This window comes from Streptomyces atratus, assembly GCF_900119365.1.
Taxonomy (GTDB): Bacteria; Actinomycetota; Actinomycetes; order Streptomycetales; family Streptomycetaceae; genus Streptomyces; species Streptomyces atratus_B.
The window spans coordinates 96,520-111,802 of sequence record NZ_FPJO01000020.1 but is presented as its reverse complement, the minus strand read 5'-3'; the positions used below and the strand labels follow the sequence as shown (position 1 = coordinate 111,802).

20 protein-coding genes and 1 pseudogene are annotated in these 15,283 nt (G+C 71.3%); 13 read left to right on the top strand and 8 right to left on the bottom strand.

The genetic code is table 11. The features are described from left to right. Window position 1: 1 nt before the first annotated feature. Window positions 2-586, bottom strand: a pseudogene (locus BT364_RS44360) (sensor histidine kinase); the annotation flags it as partial. Window positions 587-733: 147 nt separating this feature from the next. Here BT364_RS44360 and BT364_RS28000 point away from each other — a divergent pair. Further along, the gene (locus BT364_RS28000) at window positions 734-1,180 is read left to right on the top strand and encodes a helix-turn-helix domain-containing protein (protein ID WP_072488011.1); all 447 of its coding nucleotides are present in this window, start codon (window positions 734-736) and stop codon (window positions 1,178-1,180) included. Between the two features lie 33 nt (window positions 1,181-1,213). Next, window positions 1,214-1,756 carry a PIN domain-containing protein gene (locus BT364_RS27995; protein ID WP_072488010.1) on the top strand — a complete coding sequence of 181 codons (543 nt, stop codon included), beginning with the start codon at window positions 1,214-1,216 and terminating at the stop codon, window positions 1,754-1,756. 24 nt (window positions 1,757-1,780) lie between these two features. Here the strand turns inward: BT364_RS27995 and BT364_RS27990 are convergent, their stop codons facing one another. The 6 genes from BT364_RS27990 to BT364_RS27970 form a co-directional block, all read right to left on the bottom strand. After that, a complete protein-coding gene (locus BT364_RS27990; protein ID WP_072488009.1) occupies window positions 1,781-3,208 on the bottom strand; it encodes a sensor histidine kinase in 1,428 nt (475 codons plus the stop codon). Next, the gene (locus BT364_RS27985) at window positions 3,205-3,936 is read right to left on the bottom strand and encodes a response regulator transcription factor (protein ID WP_072488008.1); all 732 of its coding nucleotides are present in this window, start codon (window positions 3,934-3,936) and stop codon (window positions 3,205-3,207) included. The genes BT364_RS27990 and BT364_RS27985 overlap by 4 nt, the downstream gene beginning before the upstream one ends. A 47-nt stretch (window positions 3,937-3,983) precedes the next feature. Next, on the bottom strand, window positions 3,984-4,157 hold the full coding sequence (locus BT364_RS41765; RefSeq protein ID WP_177328254.1) for a hypothetical protein: 174 nt from the start codon (window positions 4,155-4,157) through the stop codon (window positions 3,984-3,986). A gap of 10 nt (window positions 4,158-4,167) precedes the next feature. Continuing rightward, window positions 4,168-5,283: a S1C family serine protease gene (locus BT364_RS27980; protein WP_072488007.1), complete on the bottom strand. Its 1,116-nt coding sequence runs from the start codon at window positions 5,281-5,283 to the stop codon at window positions 4,168-4,170. Between the two features lie 111 nt (window positions 5,284-5,394). Then, window positions 5,395-6,432 (bottom strand): LacI family DNA-binding transcriptional regulator, encoded by a 1,038-nt coding sequence (locus BT364_RS27975; RefSeq protein WP_072488006.1) that lies wholly within the window; start codon window positions 6,430-6,432, stop codon window positions 5,395-5,397. Between the two features lie 24 nt (window positions 6,433-6,456). Beyond that, window positions 6,457-7,260: a winged helix-turn-helix transcriptional regulator gene (locus tag BT364_RS27970; protein WP_072488005.1), complete on the bottom strand. Its 804-nt coding sequence runs from the start codon at window positions 7,258-7,260 to the stop codon at window positions 6,457-6,459. Between the two features lie 276 nt (window positions 7,261-7,536). Between BT364_RS27970 and BT364_RS27965 the strand changes: the two genes are divergently transcribed. The 8 genes from BT364_RS27965 to BT364_RS27930 all read left to right on the top strand — a co-directional run bounded on the left by BT364_RS27965 (window position 7,537) and on the right by BT364_RS27930 (window position 13,100). Further along, complete coding sequence (locus tag BT364_RS27965) at window positions 7,537-8,433, top strand: alpha/beta hydrolase family protein (protein WP_079179671.1); 897 nt, start codon at window positions 7,537-7,539, stop codon at window positions 8,431-8,433. Between the two features lie 41 nt (window positions 8,434-8,474). After that, on the top strand, window positions 8,475-8,729 hold the full coding sequence (locus BT364_RS27960; protein WP_072488004.1) for a MoaD/ThiS family protein: 255 nt from the start codon (window positions 8,475-8,477) through the stop codon (window positions 8,727-8,729). A 10-nt stretch (window positions 8,730-8,739) separates the two neighbouring features. Continuing rightward, window positions 8,740-10,173 carry a hypothetical protein gene (locus BT364_RS27955; protein WP_072488003.1) on the top strand — a complete coding sequence of 478 codons (1,434 nt, stop codon included), beginning with the start codon at window positions 8,740-8,742 and terminating at the stop codon, window positions 10,171-10,173. A gap of 131 nt (window positions 10,174-10,304) precedes the next feature. Then, complete coding sequence (locus tag BT364_RS27950; protein ID WP_072488002.1) at window positions 10,305-10,994, top strand: LmeA family phospholipid-binding protein; 690 nt, start codon at window positions 10,305-10,307, stop codon at window positions 10,992-10,994. A gap of 233 nt (window positions 10,995-11,227) precedes the next feature. Then, complete coding sequence (locus tag BT364_RS44355; RefSeq protein ID WP_350983699.1) at window positions 11,228-11,335, top strand: putative leader peptide; 108 nt, start codon at window positions 11,228-11,230, stop codon at window positions 11,333-11,335. 161 nt (window positions 11,336-11,496) lie between these two features. After that, a complete protein-coding gene (locus BT364_RS27940; protein WP_072488001.1) occupies window positions 11,497-12,342 on the top strand; it encodes a sulfurtransferase in 846 nt (281 codons plus the stop codon). A gap of 51 nt (window positions 12,343-12,393) precedes the next feature. Beyond that, the gene (locus BT364_RS27935) at window positions 12,394-12,681 is read left to right on the top strand and encodes a DUF1416 domain-containing protein (protein ID WP_018490348.1); all 288 of its coding nucleotides are present in this window, start codon (window positions 12,394-12,396) and stop codon (window positions 12,679-12,681) included. Between the two features lie 161 nt (window positions 12,682-12,842). After that, window positions 12,843-13,100 carry a DUF3099 domain-containing protein gene (locus BT364_RS27930; RefSeq protein WP_072488000.1) on the top strand — a complete coding sequence of 86 codons (258 nt, stop codon included), beginning with the start codon at window positions 12,843-12,845 and terminating at the stop codon, window positions 13,098-13,100. Between the two features lie 24 nt (window positions 13,101-13,124). Here BT364_RS27930 and BT364_RS27925 read toward each other — a convergent pair whose 3' ends face one another. Next, on the bottom strand, window positions 13,125-13,487 hold the full coding sequence (locus tag BT364_RS27925; protein WP_072487999.1) for a DsrE family protein: 363 nt from the start codon (window positions 13,485-13,487) through the stop codon (window positions 13,125-13,127). Window positions 13,488-13,525: 38 nt separating this feature from the next. Between BT364_RS27925 and BT364_RS27920 the strand changes: the two genes are divergently transcribed. The 3 genes from BT364_RS27920 to BT364_RS27910 all read left to right on the top strand — a co-directional run bounded on the left by BT364_RS27920 (window position 13,526) and on the right by BT364_RS27910 (window position 15,255). Next, window positions 13,526-13,888, top strand: coding sequence for a hypothetical protein (locus tag BT364_RS27920; RefSeq protein WP_072487998.1), 363 nt, complete (start codon window positions 13,526-13,528; stop codon window positions 13,886-13,888). 282 nt (window positions 13,889-14,170) lie between these two features. Continuing rightward, window positions 14,171-14,743: a heme-binding beta-barrel domain-containing protein gene (locus BT364_RS27915; RefSeq protein ID WP_072487997.1), complete on the top strand. Its 573-nt coding sequence runs from the start codon at window positions 14,171-14,173 to the stop codon at window positions 14,741-14,743. Between the two features lie 38 nt (window positions 14,744-14,781). Then, a complete protein-coding gene (locus BT364_RS27910; RefSeq protein WP_072487996.1) occupies window positions 14,782-15,255 on the top strand; it encodes a Fur family transcriptional regulator in 474 nt (157 codons plus the stop codon). The last annotated feature ends 28 nt before the right edge of the window (window positions 15,256-15,283 follow it).

Sequence of the window (15,283 nt, the reverse complement as noted above, 5' to 3'; positions counted from 1 at the left end):
GCAGCCCCGGCGGCGGCTGCGGCGCCCCCGGCAGCCGGATCGAGGCGACCGTGCCCGGGCCGTCCGCCGCCGGGCGCAGGGTGATCTCGCCGCCCGACTGCTGGACCGTGCGGGCGACGATGGACAGGCCCAGGCCCGAGCCGGGGAGCTGGCGGGCGGACGGGGAGCGCCAGAAGCGTTCGAAGACGTGGGGGAGTTCGTCGGCGGGGATGCCGGGGCCCTGGTCCCGTACGGTCAGCTCGCCGCCGCGCAGGGCGACCTCGATCGTGCCGCGGGACGGGCTGAACTTGACCGCGTTGTCCAGGACGTTGACCACCGCCCGTTCCAGCGCGGCGGCATCGGCGGCCAGGTTCCACAATGTGTACCCCGGCGCCTCGGGGTCGACGGTCGTCGACGTGCCGGAGTCGCGCAGGTCGTAGCGCACGGCGTGACGTCCGCCGCGAGCGAGCGCCTCGCAAAGTGCGTCGGGCCAGGAAAGCATGGTCGTGCCGCCCGCGAGCAGCACGAGGGGCGCCACATCGACATGGACGAAGCCGCGCGGACGGTCCCGGGCCACATCTGGCGCTCCGTCGGCCGTTGAGCGGGCCCCGGGCCGCCGTCCGGCCGGTTCGAATCCCTGATTGGGCGCAGCCCGGGGGCATGGGCCCGGGGGGTCTGAGCCTCCGCCGATCACGTCGCTTGCGTTTCTTTCGAATTGTGCGATGCTGGGTCTACTCTCAAAGGAGACAGAGCCATGCACGGCACTACTGAAGACCGCACTCTGCTGCCCGAGCACCGCGCGGAGATCGCCGAGCTCTGCGCCTTCCTGGACCGGACCCCGCAAGCTGTGGAGCCGGCTCTGCTGCGCGGGCCCGACGGCGCCACGCGCACGCTGCCCCCCGAGGTCTACGAGGCGCTGATGGTGGTGGTGCGGGCCCTTTCGGAGGGCAAGGCCGTGACGGTCGCACCGGTGAACACCACACTGACCACGCAAGAGGCTGCCGACCTCCTGGGAGTCAGCCGGCCGACGTTCGTCAAGATCCTCGATGAGGGCGGGATCCCCTTCTCTCGGCCGGGAAGGCACCGCAGAGTGCTCTTGGCCGACGTTCTCGACTACAAGGAGAAGAGACGCTCGCAGCGTCGCCGAGGACTGGACGAACTGGTCGGACTGACCGAGGACGCCGGTCTCTACGACAACTGATCAGCTGAATCCGCCCGAGCCGACTGGAGCGATGTGCAGCGCGTCGTCCTGGACACCTGTGTCCTCTTCCCGAACTACCTCAGGGACACATTGCTGAGACTCGCCGAGGCCGAGCTCTACGAACCGCTCTGGTCCACCGACATCCTGGATGAGCTGACCAGGAACGTCGGCGAGCGTATCGGGGCCTTGAAGGCCAAGGGAATCGTCGAAGCGATGGCGGGCACGTTTCCCGACAGCCTTGTGTCGGGATACGAGGCGCTCATACCCGCCATGGCGAACGACCCCAAGGACCGGCATGTGCTGGCGGCGGCGGTCCGGGGCCAGGCGCATGCCGTCGTCACGCTGAACGTGAAGGACTTCCCGGCCGAGGCTTCGGATCCGTACGAGATCGAGGTGATGCGCCCCGACGACTTCCTGCTGGACATGCTCGATCTCGCCCCGGTGGAGATGAACTCCGTTCTGCGCACGCAGGCGGGTTCCTACCGGCGGGAGCCCCGCGACCTGCACGGGCTGCTGGACCGGCTGGACGCGGGAGGCGCCCCGCAGTTCGCTGCCGAGTTCCGGCGCCGTCTCTGACTCCGCCCCGCACCGCCCCCGCGATCACAGCCCCGGCGGCGGTGTCGGCGCCCCCGGCAGCCGGATCGAGGCGACCGTGCCCGGGCCGTCCGCCGCCGGGCGCAGGGTGATCTCGCCGCCCGACTGCTGGACCGTGCGGGCGACGATGGACAGGCCCAGGCCCGAGCCGGGGAGCTGGCGGGCGGACGGGGAGCGCCAGAAGCGTTCGAAGACGTGGGGGAGTTCGTCGGCGGGGATGCCGGGGCCCTGGTCCCGTACGGTCAGCTCGCCGCCGCGCAGGGCGACCTCGATCGTGCCGCGGGACGGGCTGAACTTGACCGCGTTGTCCAGGACGTTGACCACCGCCCGTTCCAGCGCGGCGGGCTCGGCCCGTACGTACCAGGGGGTCAGGTCCGCCCTGATGGTCAGCTCGGGGCCGCGCAGCCGGGCGCGCTCCAGGGCCGTGTCCGCGATGTCGTGCAACGCGACGACCTGGAGCGGGACGGGGCCGGGGGCGTCGGGGCGGGCCAGTTCCTGGAGGTCGCCGATGAGCGAGGCCAGCTCGGTCATCTGCGCCTTGACCGATTTCATCAGGGCCCTGCGGTCGTCGGGCGGGATGGCGCGGCCGGTGTCGTCGCTGCGGGCGAGGAGCTCGATGTTGGTGCGCAGGGACGTCAGCGGGGTCCGCAGCTCGTGGCCGGCGTCGGCGATCAGCTGGGCCTGGCGGTCGCGGGAGCTGGCCAGGGACGCGGTCATCGAGTTGAAGGAGCGGGACAGCCGGGCGATCTCGTCCTCGCCGTCGGCCGGGATCCGGACGGTGAGGTCCTCGGTACGGGCGACGTGCTCGACGGCCTCGGTGAGCTCGTCGACGGGGCGCAGCCCGGTGCGGGCGACCCAGAGCCCGGCCGCGCCGGCGCCGACGCCGCCGATGCCGGCGACGGCCAGGAGCACCCAGGCGAGGGTGGAGAGCGGGTCGTTGATCTCGCTCATCGGACGGGCGACGGAGACCGCGAAGCTTCCCGGGGCCAGGCCGGGCGCCTGGTTGTGGGTCTCGTACGTGTACGTGTACACGCGCATCTTCTTGCCGCTCTTCGTGCTGGCCGTGTGCAGGGCGTTGTCCCTCACACCGGCGGCCACGGCGATGTCGGCGGCCGTCACACCGATCGGCGAGGCCCCGGCGGAGGTGCAGGTGCTCCCGGACACGGTGACGAGCTGCACGGTGTACGTCCCCCCGACCTGCGGGGCGGTCGCCCGGTCGGGGCGGGTGCAGGCGGTGAACAGCTGCTGCACGTAGACGTCGCTGACCGAGACATTGCGCAGCGAGGCATCCAGCTGGTTCTCCAGCTGCGCCCGCGTCACGAACCAGCAGGCCGCCGCGACCGCCGCCACCGCGACCGCCACCGCCGTCGCCACCAGCAGCGCGAGCCGGGAGCGCAGCGGCAGGGCGCGGAGCCGGCGCAGGGTGCCGGTCATCCGTCACCGCCGCCGGAGCGGAGCGCGTAGCCGACCCCCCGCACCGTGTGCACGAGGCGCGGTTCGCCGCCCGCCTCCGTCTTGCGGCGCAGGTACATCACGTACACGTCCAGGGAGTTGGAGCTCGGCTCGAAGTCGAAGCCCCACACGGCCTTCAGGATCTGCTCGCGGGTCAGCACCTGCCGCGGGTGGGCCAGGAACATCTCCAGCAGGGTGAACTCGGTACGGGTCAGCTCGACCCGGCGGGTGCCCCGGGTGACCTCGCGGGTGGCGAGGTCCATCCGCAGGTCCGCGAAGGCCAGCACATTGTCGTCGGGGACGCCGCCGCCCGCCGCGGCCGCGTACGAGCTGCGGCGCAGCAGGGCCCGGATGCGGGCGAAGAGCTCGTCCAGCTCGAAGGGCTTGACCAGGTAGTCGTCGGCGCCCGCGTCGAGACCGGTGACCCGGTCGCCGACGGTGTCGCGGGCGGTGAGCATCAGGATGGGCGTGGTGGTGCCCGTGGAGCGGAGCCGACGGGCGGCGGTCAGGCCGTCCATCCGGGGCATCTGGATGTCGAGGACGATGAGGTCGGGGGCGTACGACTCGGCCCTGGCGAGGGCGTCGAGACCGTCGACGGCCACCTCGGTGTCGTAGCCCTCGAACGCGAGACTGCGCTGCAGGGCCTCGCGCACGGCGGGCTCGTCGTCGACGATCAGGATGCGCTGCGGATCGTCTTCGGCGGGGCTCATCGCTCGTTGTCCTCTTCTCGTTCCCGTACGGCTGTGCCTTCCGGCTCTCAGCCTTGCACGGCCGCGGCGCTTCGTCGTCGTGCGGCCCGGCGCCCGCGGCCGGTGGCGGTACGGAGCTCGGGGGCCCGGCGCGGCCCGTGCGCGGCCTTGATCTGCCGGACAGGCCCCAGGGGGAGGGCCAGGTCGGCCGGGCCGGTGGGGGTGTGGGCGGGGTGGTGCATGGATGTCTCCTCAGGAGCCGTTGCCGGCCCGCAGGGTGTCGAGGTCGGCCTTGAGCGTGTTCACCGGGATGGCGAAGCCGAGACCCACACTGCCCGCGCTCGAACTGCTCGACCCGCTGGACGAACTCGCCGAGTACATCGCGGAGTTGATGCCGATGATCTCGCCGTTCATATTGATGAGCGCGCCGCCGGAGTTGCCGGGGTTGAGCGAGGCGTCGGTCTGGATGGCCTTGTACGTGGTGGTGGATTCGCCGGTGTCGCCGTTGAACTGCCGGCCGCCGAACTCGAACGGCCACTGCTCGCCGCCGCTCTGCCCGCGCTGCCCCTGGCCGCTGCCGTCCTCCTTGGCGACGGTGACATCGCGGTCGAGGGCGGAGACGATGCCGCTGGTGACGGTGCCGGTGAGGCCCTCGGGAGAGCCGATCGCGACGACCTGGTCGCCGACCGCGACCGCCGAGGAGTCGCCCAGCGTGGCCTTCTTCAGCCCGCTCGCACCCTGGAGCTTGATGAGCGCGAGGTCCTTGTCGGGGTCGGTGCCGACCACGTCGGCGGTGTACGTGCGGCCGGTGCTGAGCGTCACCTTGATCGACGAGGCGCCGGAGATGACGTGGTTGTTGGTGACGACCTCGCCGTCGGAGGTGATGATCACGCCGGAGCCGGTGGACTCGCCCGCGGTCGAGGTCGCGTTGATCTCGACGATCATCGGTGAGACGGCCTTGGCGACACCGGCGACGGTGCCCTTGCTGCTCTGCGAGACGGTGGTGCCGGGGATGACACTGCTCGCGCTGTTCGAGCTGTTGCCGGTGAGCTGTCCGATGACGGTGGCGGTGCCGCCGCCGACGATCGCCGCCGCGATCGCCACGGCCGCCAGCAGGGCGACCGGCCGCCTGGCCCGCTGCCGGGGCGCGGCCGGCTCCTGGGGCGCGGGCGGCGGGAAGGCGGGTCCGCCGCCGCCGTCGCCGCCGTGCCCGTCGCCGCCGTTCCCACCGGGCCACACGGTGGTTCCGGGGCCCGTCGCGATCGGCTGCGCGGGCCGGTATGACGGCGGCGGCGGGTAGGCCGCGTCGCCGTTGCCGTACGAGGGGTACATCGGGTACTCGCCGCTCGGGCGCTGGCTCTCTGTCATGCCTATGAGCGTGTCCGGCGAAGATGAGAGAAGCCTGAGCACGTCCTGAGAAGCCCGGCAGAACCTCGTATGCCCGATATAAGGAGCGGCCCCCGCCCGGGGGCCGGCCCGCTACCTGACCGTCTGCTCCCCGCAGCCGCAGGAGCGCCGCACCACCAGCGCCGACGGGAACTGCTTCAGCCGCTCCCGCCGCGACCCCGAGACCCGCAGCGAGTCGTCGAGCACCAGGTCCACCGCGGCCCGCGCCATCGCCGGGCGGTCCGAGGAGACCGTCGTCAGCGGCGGATCGGTCAGACCGGCTTCCTTCACGTCGTCGAAGCCCGCCACCGCGAGTTCCCCGGGCACATCGATGCGCAGCTCGCGCGCGGCCCGCAGTACCCCGAAGGCCTGGTCGTCCGTCGAGCAGAAGATCGCCGGCGGCCGGTCCGGCCCGGCGAGCAGCTTCAGCGCCACCTGATAGGCGTCGTAACGGTTGTACGGGGCCTGGAAGAGCCGGCCCTCCGTCGAACGCCCCGACTCGTGCATCGCCCGGCGCCAGCCCTCGACGTGGTCGGCGACCGGGTCACCGACCACCGGGGTGGACTCCACGCCGCCGAGACACGCCACGTACTCGTTGCCGTGCTCCAGCAGGTGCCGGGTGGCCAGCTGGGCGCCGCCGACGTCGTCGGTGACGACCGCGACGTCGTCGATCGCCTCCGGCCGCTCGTGCAGCAGCACGACCCGCGCGTCCCACGCCTCTATCTCGGCCGCCGCCCGCTCGCTGGGGCCCTGGCTGACCAGGATCAGGCCGGAGACCCGCATGCCGAGAAAGGCCCGCAGATAGTGGACCTCGCGCTCGTCGCGGTAGTCGGAATTGCCGACGAGCACCATTTTTCCGCGCTCGGCGGCGGCCTGTTCGACCGCGTGCGCCATTTCCGCGAAGAACGGCTGCCGGGCGTCCGGCACGATCATCCCTACGAGATCGGTCCGCCGCGAGGCCATCGCCTGGGCAACCCGGTCCGGCCGGTAGCCCAGCTCCTTGATCGCGGCGAGTACCCGCTCGCGCGTGGCCGGGGCGACCGGCCTCGGTCCGTTGTTGATGACGTAGCTGACGACCGCGGTCGACGTCCCCGCCAGTCTCGCCACATCGTCCCGCGTCACCTTGGCCACGCGCGGCAGTCTACGCGGATATACCTACCTTCCGGCAGGCCGGACCGGGGCTTCTTCCTTCAGCGCGGCCGCCCGCGACTGCTCCGAACGGGTTGCGGGTTCGGTGGCCGCCTCCGCCGCGGCCCGGTCCTTGGCCTCCTCGGCGGCGCGCTCCACCTTCTCGGGTGCCACGAAGCGGTAGCCGACGTTGCGGACCGTACCGATCAGCGACTCGTGCTCGGGGCCGAGCTTGGCGCGCAGCCGCCGGACATGGACGTCGACGGTGCGCGTGCCGCCGAAGTAGTCGTAGCCCCAGACCTCCTGGAGCAGCTGGGCGCGGGTGAAGACCCGGCCCGGGTGCTGCGCGAGGTACTTGAGCAGTTCGAACTCCTTGAAGGTCAGGTCCAGGACCCGGCCCTTCAGCTTCGCGCTGTACGTGGCCTCGTCGACCGAGAGGTCGCCGTTGCGGATCTCCATCGGGGAGTCGTCGGCGGTGATCTGCTGCCGGCCGGTGGCCAGCCGCAGCCGGGCCTCGACCTCGGCCGGTCCCGCCGTGTCCAGCAGTACGTCGTCGATGCCCCAGTCGGCGGTGACGGCCGCGAGACCGCCCTCCGTCACGACGAGGAGCAGCGGACAGCCCGGTCCGGTGGACCGCAGCAGCTGGCAGAGCGACCGCACCTGGGGGAGGTCGCGGCGGCCGTCGATGAGAATGACGTCGGCACCGGGGGTGTCGACGAGAGCGGGGCCTTCGGCCGGTGCCACCCGCACGCTGTGAAGCAGGAGACCGAGGGCGGGCAGCACCTCCGTCGACGGTTGAAGGGCATTCGTCAGGAGCAGCAGTGAACTCATCGCCGCCCACCTGCCTGGGTCGTCGGTCGATGATCGTGCACGGTTCGCTCGCCCATTACGTCGGTCCTCCTCGTTCCCTGCGAGAGGGGCACTCCCGGGCCGGGCCCGGGGGAGTATGCGGCACTTCTTCGTACGCTTTCGTGCTGGTCCCACGGATGTGATCCCGCGCCCTGGGACCGCTGAGCTTGTGGAAACGTCGCCGTAACAACGCCTGGAAAGCACAAAAGGACCCGGGGGCTGCTCTGCCCGGATCCTCTTCCCAGCACAATAGCCCACATGAGTTCTGTGTCCGAGGGGCGATTTCGGAGTTCCGCTGTTCCCTCGATCACGCCCGGTCCCCTGCGCACCGCATTGCGTACCGATGACGGGGTGCGTATCGAGGCGGTGTACGAACCGTGTACGGCGGGTGCCGGGGCCGGTGCGGAGTCATCCTTCGACGGTACTGCGATCGTGCTCGCGCACGGTTTCACCGGTTCGGTGGACCGGCCCGCGGTGCGACGTGCCGCCGGGGTGTTCGCCGGGCGGGCGGCCGTGGTCACGTTCTCGTTCCGGGGGCACGGCGGGTCCGGCGGGCGGTCGACGGTGGGGGACCGCGAGGTGCTGGACCTGGCCGCGGCGGTGGCGTGGGCGCGGGAGCTCGGACACCGCCGGGTCGTGACCGCCGGGTTCTCGATGGGCGGGTCCGTGGTGCTGCGGCACGGGGCGCTGTACGCCAGGCGGCCGGCGGACGGTGCGGAACCCGGTGGTGCTGTGGAGCGCGAGGGGCGCACCGGGGCGCGTTCGGAGGCGCACGCGGATGCGGTGGTGGCCGTGAGCGCCCCCGCCCGCTGGTACTACCGGGGCACCGCCCCGATGCGCCGCCTGCACTGGGTGGTCACCCGGCCGATGGGCCGCATGGTCGGCCGCTACGGCCTGCGTACCCGGATCGACCGCAACGAGTGGGATCCGGTGCCGCTCCCGCCGGTCGAGGCCGCCGGGCTGATCGCCCCGGCGCCGCTGCTGATCGTGCACGGCGACCGGGACCCGTACTTCCCGCTGGATCACCCGCGCTCGCTGGCCGACGCGGCGGGCGACGGCGCCGAGCTGTGGCTGGAGCGCGGCATGGGGCATGCCGAGAACGCCGCGGACGAGACCTTGCTCACCCGCATCGCCGACTGGGCGGTGACGCCGTGACCCATGATGGACAGCTGACGAGAGACGAGAGGAGTGGCGCCATGCCTGCGGTAACCATCCGCTACTGGGCCGCCGCCAAGGCCGCGGCCGGGACCGCGGAGGAGCCGTACACGGCTGCGACCCTCGCCGAGGCGCTCGACGCGGTGCGTGAACGGCACCCCGGAGAGCTCACCCGAGTGCTGCAAAGGTGCTCGTTCCTCATCGACGGTGACCCCGTGGGGACCCGCGGCCATGAGACCGTACGCCTTGCCGAGGGCGGCACGGTCGAGGTGCTCCCGCCGTTCGCAGGAGGGTGAACCGCAGAACATGAGCAGCAGCAACGATCAGCAGCATCCGTACGGACAGGACCCGAGCTACGGGTACGGTCCCGGCCACGACCCGTCGAACGGCGGACAGCCGCAGCCGCAGCCGCAGTCGTACGGCGATCAGTCCTACGGTGCGCAGGCCCACGGCGATCAGTACTACGGCGATCAGTCCTACGGCGCACAGGCCTACGGGGCGCCGTCCCACGGAGACCAGTCGTACGGCGATCAGTCCTACGGCGGCGGGGCCCAGGGAGCGCAGCCGTACGGGCAGCAGCCCTCGTACCCCTCGTACGGAACCCCGCAGCAGGCACCGCAGACGGGCCCCGGCCAGGGCTGGCCGGCCGGGTACGCGCAGGAGCCCGCCGCGCCCGCGGGCCACGGCCAGGACCCCGCGGTCGCGCAGACCTGGGAGGGCCAGACCTGGGACACCCAGTACCAGCCGGTCCTCCAGTCGTCCCAGCCCGCGCAGCCCGCCCAGCCCGCCGGGCCCGGTCCGGCCGCCGACGAGACCGCCTACCTGCCGCCCCCTCTGCCGCCGCAGGGCGCCTCGGGCTCGTACCCGCTGCCGCCCGAGGCACCGGCAGCGCCCCCCGCCGCCGAGCCGGCCGTCGCTGCCGCACCCGCCTCCGCGCACGACGCGGCCGGCTACAGCGCCCCGACCACCCTGGGCAACAGCCGGATCACCGACGCCCAGCGCGCCCGCGCCGAGGGCCGCTCGCCGATCATCCCGCCGGGCATGCAGCCCGCCGGGATCACCGCCGGACTCGGGCTGCTGCTCGCCCTGGGCGCCGCGATCGGGCAGTACGCCCTGGTCGTACCCCTGGTGCTGCTCCAGGCCGTGACCGCGGCCGGCTGGTTCCGGCTCAACGGCATGTGGCCGGCCCGGCAGGGCATCGCGCTCGCGTTCGCGGGCGGCCTCGTCGCCGACATCGCGCTGCTCGCCGCGGGCCGGGAGAACGGGCCGGCCGCCATCCTCGGCACCCTCGGCGTCTGGGTGCTGCTCACCGTGGTCCTCCAACTGCGCAGCCACGCGAGCGCCGACGAGCGGATGCAGGGGCTGATGGCCACCGTCGCGTCGGCCGCCCTCTCGGTCCTGGCCGCCGGACACCTCGCGGCGGTCCCGGACGCGGTGACGGTGGGCGCGGTGGCCGTCGCGGTCGCCGCGCTCGTCCGCGTCCTTCCGCTGCCCGGACCGGCCTCGGTCGTGGTGGCGCTGCTCGCCGCGGCGGGCGCCGGCGCCGTGGCCGGCACGCTCACCGACCTGGGCACGAAGGGCGCGCTGCTCGGCCTCGCGGCGGGTGTCTGTGCGCTGATCGGGCTGCGGGTGGCGAGCTACGACTACCCGTCGCGCTTCGTCCACATGACCGCCGGCGTGGCACTGCCGCTCACTGCCGCGGCGCCCGCCGTGTACCTGCTCGGCCGCGCGCTCTTCTAGCCCGGGGCCGGACCGCCCCGGGAACCGAAGAGGGGTGCCTGCTCGTCGATCACCCGGGGCGCCGCGCACATTCGCCGGACGTGCGGGGCGCCGGGGTCCGGCCGGAATGCAGGGTGGGGGAGAGAGCGGGCATGCGTGCACTGCGGATACTGCTGGTCATCGTGGTGGTCCTGGGCGGGATCTTCGTCGCCGTCGACCGGGCGGCGGTGTACTTCGCCGAGTCGGAGGCCGCGGGGCGGATCCGGATCACGGATGCCACGATCGGCTCGACGGACGTCTCCATCAAGGGATTCCCGTTCCTGACGCAGATCGCCGGTGATCAGCTCGACGAGGTCGATGTCGAGATCACCGGCATCGAGACCGCCGCCAACGGCCGCAGGCTCCGGATCAGCAGGATGAACGCCGCGCTGCACGACGTGAAACTGGCCGACGACTACTCCAGCGCCACCGCCACCCGCGCCACGGGCACCGCCGTCATCTCGTACGAGGACCTCACCGAGGCCGCCAGTGACGGCGTCGCCGTCGAGTACGGCGGCAACAACAAGGTGAAGGTGACCGGCACGGTCGACGTCCTCGGCAACCCGATCTCGCGCAGCGTGCTCTCCACCGTCACCCTGGTCGACGGCCACACGCTCCGGGTGCACGCGGACAAGGTGCCGGGCGAGGGCATCCCCGGGCTGGAGGGGCTGGTCCGCCAGAAGACCGACTTCGACCGGGAGGTCGGCGGCCTGCCGGGCGGCCTGAAGCTCCAGAAGATCCAGCCGACCGCCGACGGCCTGGAGATCTCGGTGACGGGCACGGACGTGAAGCTCGCCGCATAGGCACATCGCCCCGTCCGGCGGGCCACACCCCGCTCGCCGTACGCCCCGACGCCTCGGTGCGCCACATATTGAGACGGTCATGTCCGATCCGTAGATGGCCGACGGCCGCCGGTGGCACGGGAGCCGCGCGGGGGATGCCCCGATCCCATACCTGTCTCGCATGGCAGACGATCGCGTCTCAGGATTCGACACGGCGGTGACATGCCCGCCCGTACCTCCCTACGATCGGTCCCATGCAGTGCTCTATTGGCGGTCTCCCACAGCGGGGACGGGCGGATCTCACGAAGCGGCGGGCAGTGGACCTGTGCCGCGTCGCCGCCATGCTCTGTCGCACTGTCTGAGCGGGAGCCCTCGGCGCCCCGCATTTCCCCCCGGCCCTTCGACCGACGTCAGGGCCCATCCCGATCGCCGTTGTACGTGCGCCGCACGCCGCGCCGCCGTACACCCGCATCACGCACCGTCTCGCATCATCTCGCCGCAGACTGCCCCGGAGGAGAACAGAATGAGCCGCAGTGACGTCCTGGTAGACGCCGACTGGGTCGAGGCCCACATCGACGACCCGAAGGTCGCTCTCGTCGAGGTCGACGAGGACACCTCGGCGTACGAGAAGAACCACATCAAGAACGCGATCCGGATCGACTGGACCAAGGACCTCCAGGACCCGGTCCGTCGTGACTTCATCGACCAGGCCGGGTTCGAGAAGCTGCTGTCCGAGAAGGGCATCGGCAACGACACCACGGTCGTCCTGTACGGCGGCAACAACAACTGGTTCGCGTCCTACGCGTTCTGGTACTTCAAGCTCTACGGCCACCAGGACGTCCGCCTGCTCGACGGCGGCCGCAAGAAGTGGGAGCTCGACTCCCGCGACCTGGTCGACGGCGACCAGATCCCGTCCCGCCCGGCCACCGAGTACAAGGCCCAGCCGCAGGACGAGTCGATCCGCGCCTACCGCGACGACATCGTGAAGGCGATCGGCAACCAGAACCTGGTCGACGTGCGTTCGCCCGACGAGTTCAGCGGCAAGCTGCTCGCCCCGGCGCACCTCCCGCAGGAGCAGTCCCAGCGCCCCGGCCACGTGCCGAGCGCCCGCAACATCCCGTGGTCGAAGAACGCCAACGACGACGGCACCTTCAAGTCGGACGAGGAGCTCAAGGCCCTCTACGAGGCCGAGCAGGTCGACCTGGCGAAGGACACCATCGCGTACTGCCGCATCGGCGAGCGCTCCGCGCTCACCTGGTTCGTGCTGCACGAGCTGCTCGGCCAGGAGAACGTCAAGAACTACGACGGTTCGTGGACCGAGTACGGCTCCCTCGTGGGTGTGCCGATCGAGCTCGGCGCCAACAAGTAACTCCGCACGACCCGGACCAGCAAGACCCCCGACCCGGAAGGACGAGACACCATGTGTGGAGCAAAGGCCGGCGGCCCCGACGCTTCGACCATCAAGCCCGGCGAGACCACCATCCAGGGCAGCGTGACCCGCGACGGCGAGCCCGTCACCGGTTACGTGCGCCTGCTGGACTCGACCGGCGAGTTCACCGCCGAGGTCCCGACCTCGGCGACCGGACAGTTCCGCTTCTACGCGGCCGAGGGCACGTGGACGCTGCGCGCCCTCGTCCCGGGCGGCAGCGCCGACCGCACGGTCGTGGCGCAGACCGGTGGCCTCTCCGAGGTCGCGATCGCCGTCTAGTACGAGCAGGTCCCGCCGCGGTCCGCATGCCGCGACACAGATCGGCCGAGGGGCCGTACCCCAGGGGGTTGGACGCCTTCCTGAACGGGGTACGGCCCTTCGCGCCGTCCGGGCGGGTGCGCGCCGTTCGCACGGGCGGCTCCGAGACCTACCCTGGAAACATGTACGCGCGACGCCGTCGCGGCTATTTCCTGATGATGGGGGCCTGCATCGTCCTCTTCGTATCGGCCTGGTCCTTCGTCAGGCTGTGGTCGATGCCGGCCGCGATAGCGATGTGCCTCGTCGCGATGGTCATCCCGCCCGTCGCGGCCATGGTCGCCAACCGGCGGGGGCCGGAGGACCGCTGGTGGGACGATCCGTCCGGCGACCCGAAGTCCGACGAGTGGTGGGACGAACTCGACGGCAAGAAGCGGCGGTAACGCTCTTGCGTCGGTGGACGAGCATCAGTAGACGAGCGCCTGGACGCCGTCGGCCATGACCTCGCTGACGAAGACCTGGGCACCGGCGATCCGTACGCCCTCCAGGACGTCCTGCTCGGTGATGTCACGACGGGCCGCGCACTGCGTGCACAGGGTGATCCGTCCGCCCGCCTGGATCGACTCGATCAGGTCCGGCAGCGGCGCGGCATGCGGCAGTTCGAACTCGGCGGCGCGCCCCGGCAGCGCGAACCAGGAGGACTCCCCGGTCAGCCAGAGCGAGACCTCCACGCCACTGGCGACGGCGACCGCGGCCACCGTGAACGCCTGCGAGCAGCGCTCGGCGGAGTCGGCACCTGCGGTCACCTTGATCACGAGCTTCTTCGGCATATGCCGAACTGTAATCGTCGGGCTCGGCTCCGCGGCACGTGGCCGCCCGCGGCTGGACCGTGCCGGACGGCACATCGACCCGGATCTATCTCGTCCGGTTCAACTCGACGGCCTTCGCCCAGTCCTTCCTGGACTCGATCACCGTCAGCGGAGCACCGGTGCCGCTCGCCGGGGCGCCCGAGACGGTTCTCGACGAAGGCTGGGGCGGCGGCAAGGTGGCGGGCACCTCGTCCTACGTGTACGACGAGGCGAAGCCGTACGGCGAGGCGCGGGTCCGCCAGGCCTACGTGGTCGCCGGGGACACGCTCGCCCTCGTCGTCCAGTCCCGCAAGGGCAAGGAGGGCACCCGGAGCGTCCCGTTCCACCAGACGGTGATCCTGCAGAACCAGCTGCTGGGCTGACCTGTCCCTCGGCGGTCCCCGAGCAAGCCCCGGACCGGCAGGCCGGGCCCCAACCCATTAGGCTGGGGCCCGGCCCCGTACTGCTGCCATAACGCTCGTTGCAAGGAGTTCCCGTGCTTGAGGCATTCTTCTCCGCCCTGCTGGTCCTGGTCTGCGTCGGCGTTCTCGCCTTCGCAGGCGTGACCGTGAAGAAGCTGTACCAGGGTCAGCGCTGACCGTTCTCCCTCCCGGTACCCGCCTCCGTCCGCAGCCACCCCACCTCACAGATCGTCTGAGCCGCTCATGATCGAGATCCCGTCCGACCTCCACCCGGACCTCGTCCCGCTGGCCTTCCTTCTCGGCAACTGGGCGGGCGCGGGTGTCTCCGACTTCCCCGGCGCCGAGCAGTGCAACTTCGGCCAGGAAGTCTCCTTCAGCCACGACGGCCGGGACTTCCTGGAGTACGCCTCGCACACCTGGGTGCTCGACTCCGAGGGCAAGAAGGTCAGGCCGCTGGAGTCCGAGTCCGGCTACTGGCGCATCGACAAGGACCGCAAGGTCGAGGTCGTCATGTCCCGCGACCAGGGCGTCATCGAGATCTGGTACGGCGAGCTGGCCGACAAGAAGCCGCAGATCGATCTGGTCACCGACGCGGTGGCCCGGACCGCGGCCTCCGGCCCGTACAGCGGTGGCAAGCGGCTCTACGGCTATGTGAAGAGCGACCTGATGTGGGTCGGCGAGAAGACCACCCCCGAGGTGGAACTGCGTCCGTACATGTCGGCGCACCTGAAGAAGGTCGTCACCCCGGAAGAGGTCGAGGCGATGGCGAAGAGCCTCGGCGACCTGCCGGACGACGGCATCGCCTTCTTCAAGTAGTCCGCGGGCGGGTGCTCACCCGGTCCTACACTGGGCGTGTGGTGAGCACCGACTGGAAGACCGATCTCCGACAGCGCGGCTACCGGCTGACGCCGCAGCGCCAGCTTGTCCTGGAAGCCGTCGACACGCTGGAACACGCGACACCCGACGACATCCTCTCCGAGGTCCGCAGGACCGCGTCCGGCGTGAACATCTCCACCGTCTACCGGACCCTCGAACTCCTGGAGGAGCTGGGCCTGGTCAGCCACGCCCACCTGGGACACGGGGCGCCCACGTACCACCTGGCCGACCGACACCATCACATCCATCTGGTCTGCCGCGACTGCACGGACGTCATCGAGGCCGATGTCGGCGTCGTCGCCGAGTTCACCGCGAAGCTGAAGAGCAGCTTCGGGTTCGAGACGGACATGAAGCACTTCGCGATCTTCGGCCGCTGCGCCGGGTGCACGGCGAAGGCGGAAGCCGAGGAAACCGGCCGGACGTCCGCCGAAGCGGCCGGCCCCAAGGCCTAGGCCCTGTCGGCCAGGGGCCTCTCCGGCG

Excerpts from the sequence above, each read along its gene's own strand:
- BT364_RS27915 (WP_072487997.1), top strand. The coding sequence starts at position 14,171 with ATGATCGAGATCCCGTCCGACCTCCACCCGGACCTCGTCCCGCTGGCC.
- BT364_RS27985 (WP_072488008.1), bottom strand. The coding sequence starts at position 3,936 with ATGAGCCCCGCCGAAGACGATCCGCAGCGCATCCTGATCGTCGACGAC.
- BT364_RS27930 (WP_072488000.1), top strand. The coding sequence starts at position 12,843 with ATGTACGCGCGACGCCGTCGCGGCTATTTCCTGATGATGGGGGCCTGC.
- BT364_RS27960 (WP_072488004.1), top strand. The coding sequence starts at position 8,475 with ATGCCTGCGGTAACCATCCGCTACTGGGCCGCCGCCAAGGCCGCGGCC.
- BT364_RS27970 (WP_072488005.1), bottom strand. The coding sequence starts at position 7,260 with ATGAGTTCACTGCTGCTCCTGACGAATGCCCTTCAACCGTCGACGGAG.
- BT364_RS27935 (WP_018490348.1), top strand. The coding sequence starts at position 12,394 with ATGTGTGGAGCAAAGGCCGGCGGCCCCGACGCTTCGACCATCAAGCCC.
- BT364_RS27955 (WP_072488003.1), top strand. The coding sequence starts at position 8,740 with ATGAGCAGCAGCAACGATCAGCAGCATCCGTACGGACAGGACCCGAGC.
- BT364_RS44355 (WP_350983699.1), top strand. The coding sequence starts at position 11,228 with ATGCAGTGCTCTATTGGCGGTCTCCCACAGCGGGGACGGGCGGATCTC.
- BT364_RS27950 (WP_072488002.1), top strand. The coding sequence starts at position 10,305 with ATGCGTGCACTGCGGATACTGCTGGTCATCGTGGTGGTCCTGGGCGGG.
- BT364_RS41765 (WP_177328254.1), bottom strand. The coding sequence starts at position 4,157 with ATGCACCACCCCGCCCACACCCCCACCGGCCCGGCCGACCTGGCCCTC.
- BT364_RS27925 (WP_072487999.1), bottom strand. The coding sequence starts at position 13,487 with ATGCCGAAGAAGCTCGTGATCAAGGTGACCGCAGGTGCCGACTCCGCC.
- BT364_RS27965 (WP_079179671.1), top strand. The coding sequence starts at position 7,537 with ATGAGTTCTGTGTCCGAGGGGCGATTTCGGAGTTCCGCTGTTCCCTCG.
- BT364_RS27940 (WP_072488001.1), top strand. The coding sequence starts at position 11,497 with ATGAGCCGCAGTGACGTCCTGGTAGACGCCGACTGGGTCGAGGCCCAC.
- BT364_RS27980 (WP_072488007.1), bottom strand. The coding sequence starts at position 5,283 with ATGACAGAGAGCCAGCGCCCGAGCGGCGAGTACCCGATGTACCCCTCG.
- BT364_RS27990 (WP_072488009.1), bottom strand. The coding sequence starts at position 3,208 with ATGACCGGCACCCTGCGCCGGCTCCGCGCCCTGCCGCTGCGCTCCCGG.
- BT364_RS28000 (WP_072488011.1), top strand. The coding sequence starts at position 734 with ATGCACGGCACTACTGAAGACCGCACTCTGCTGCCCGAGCACCGCGCG.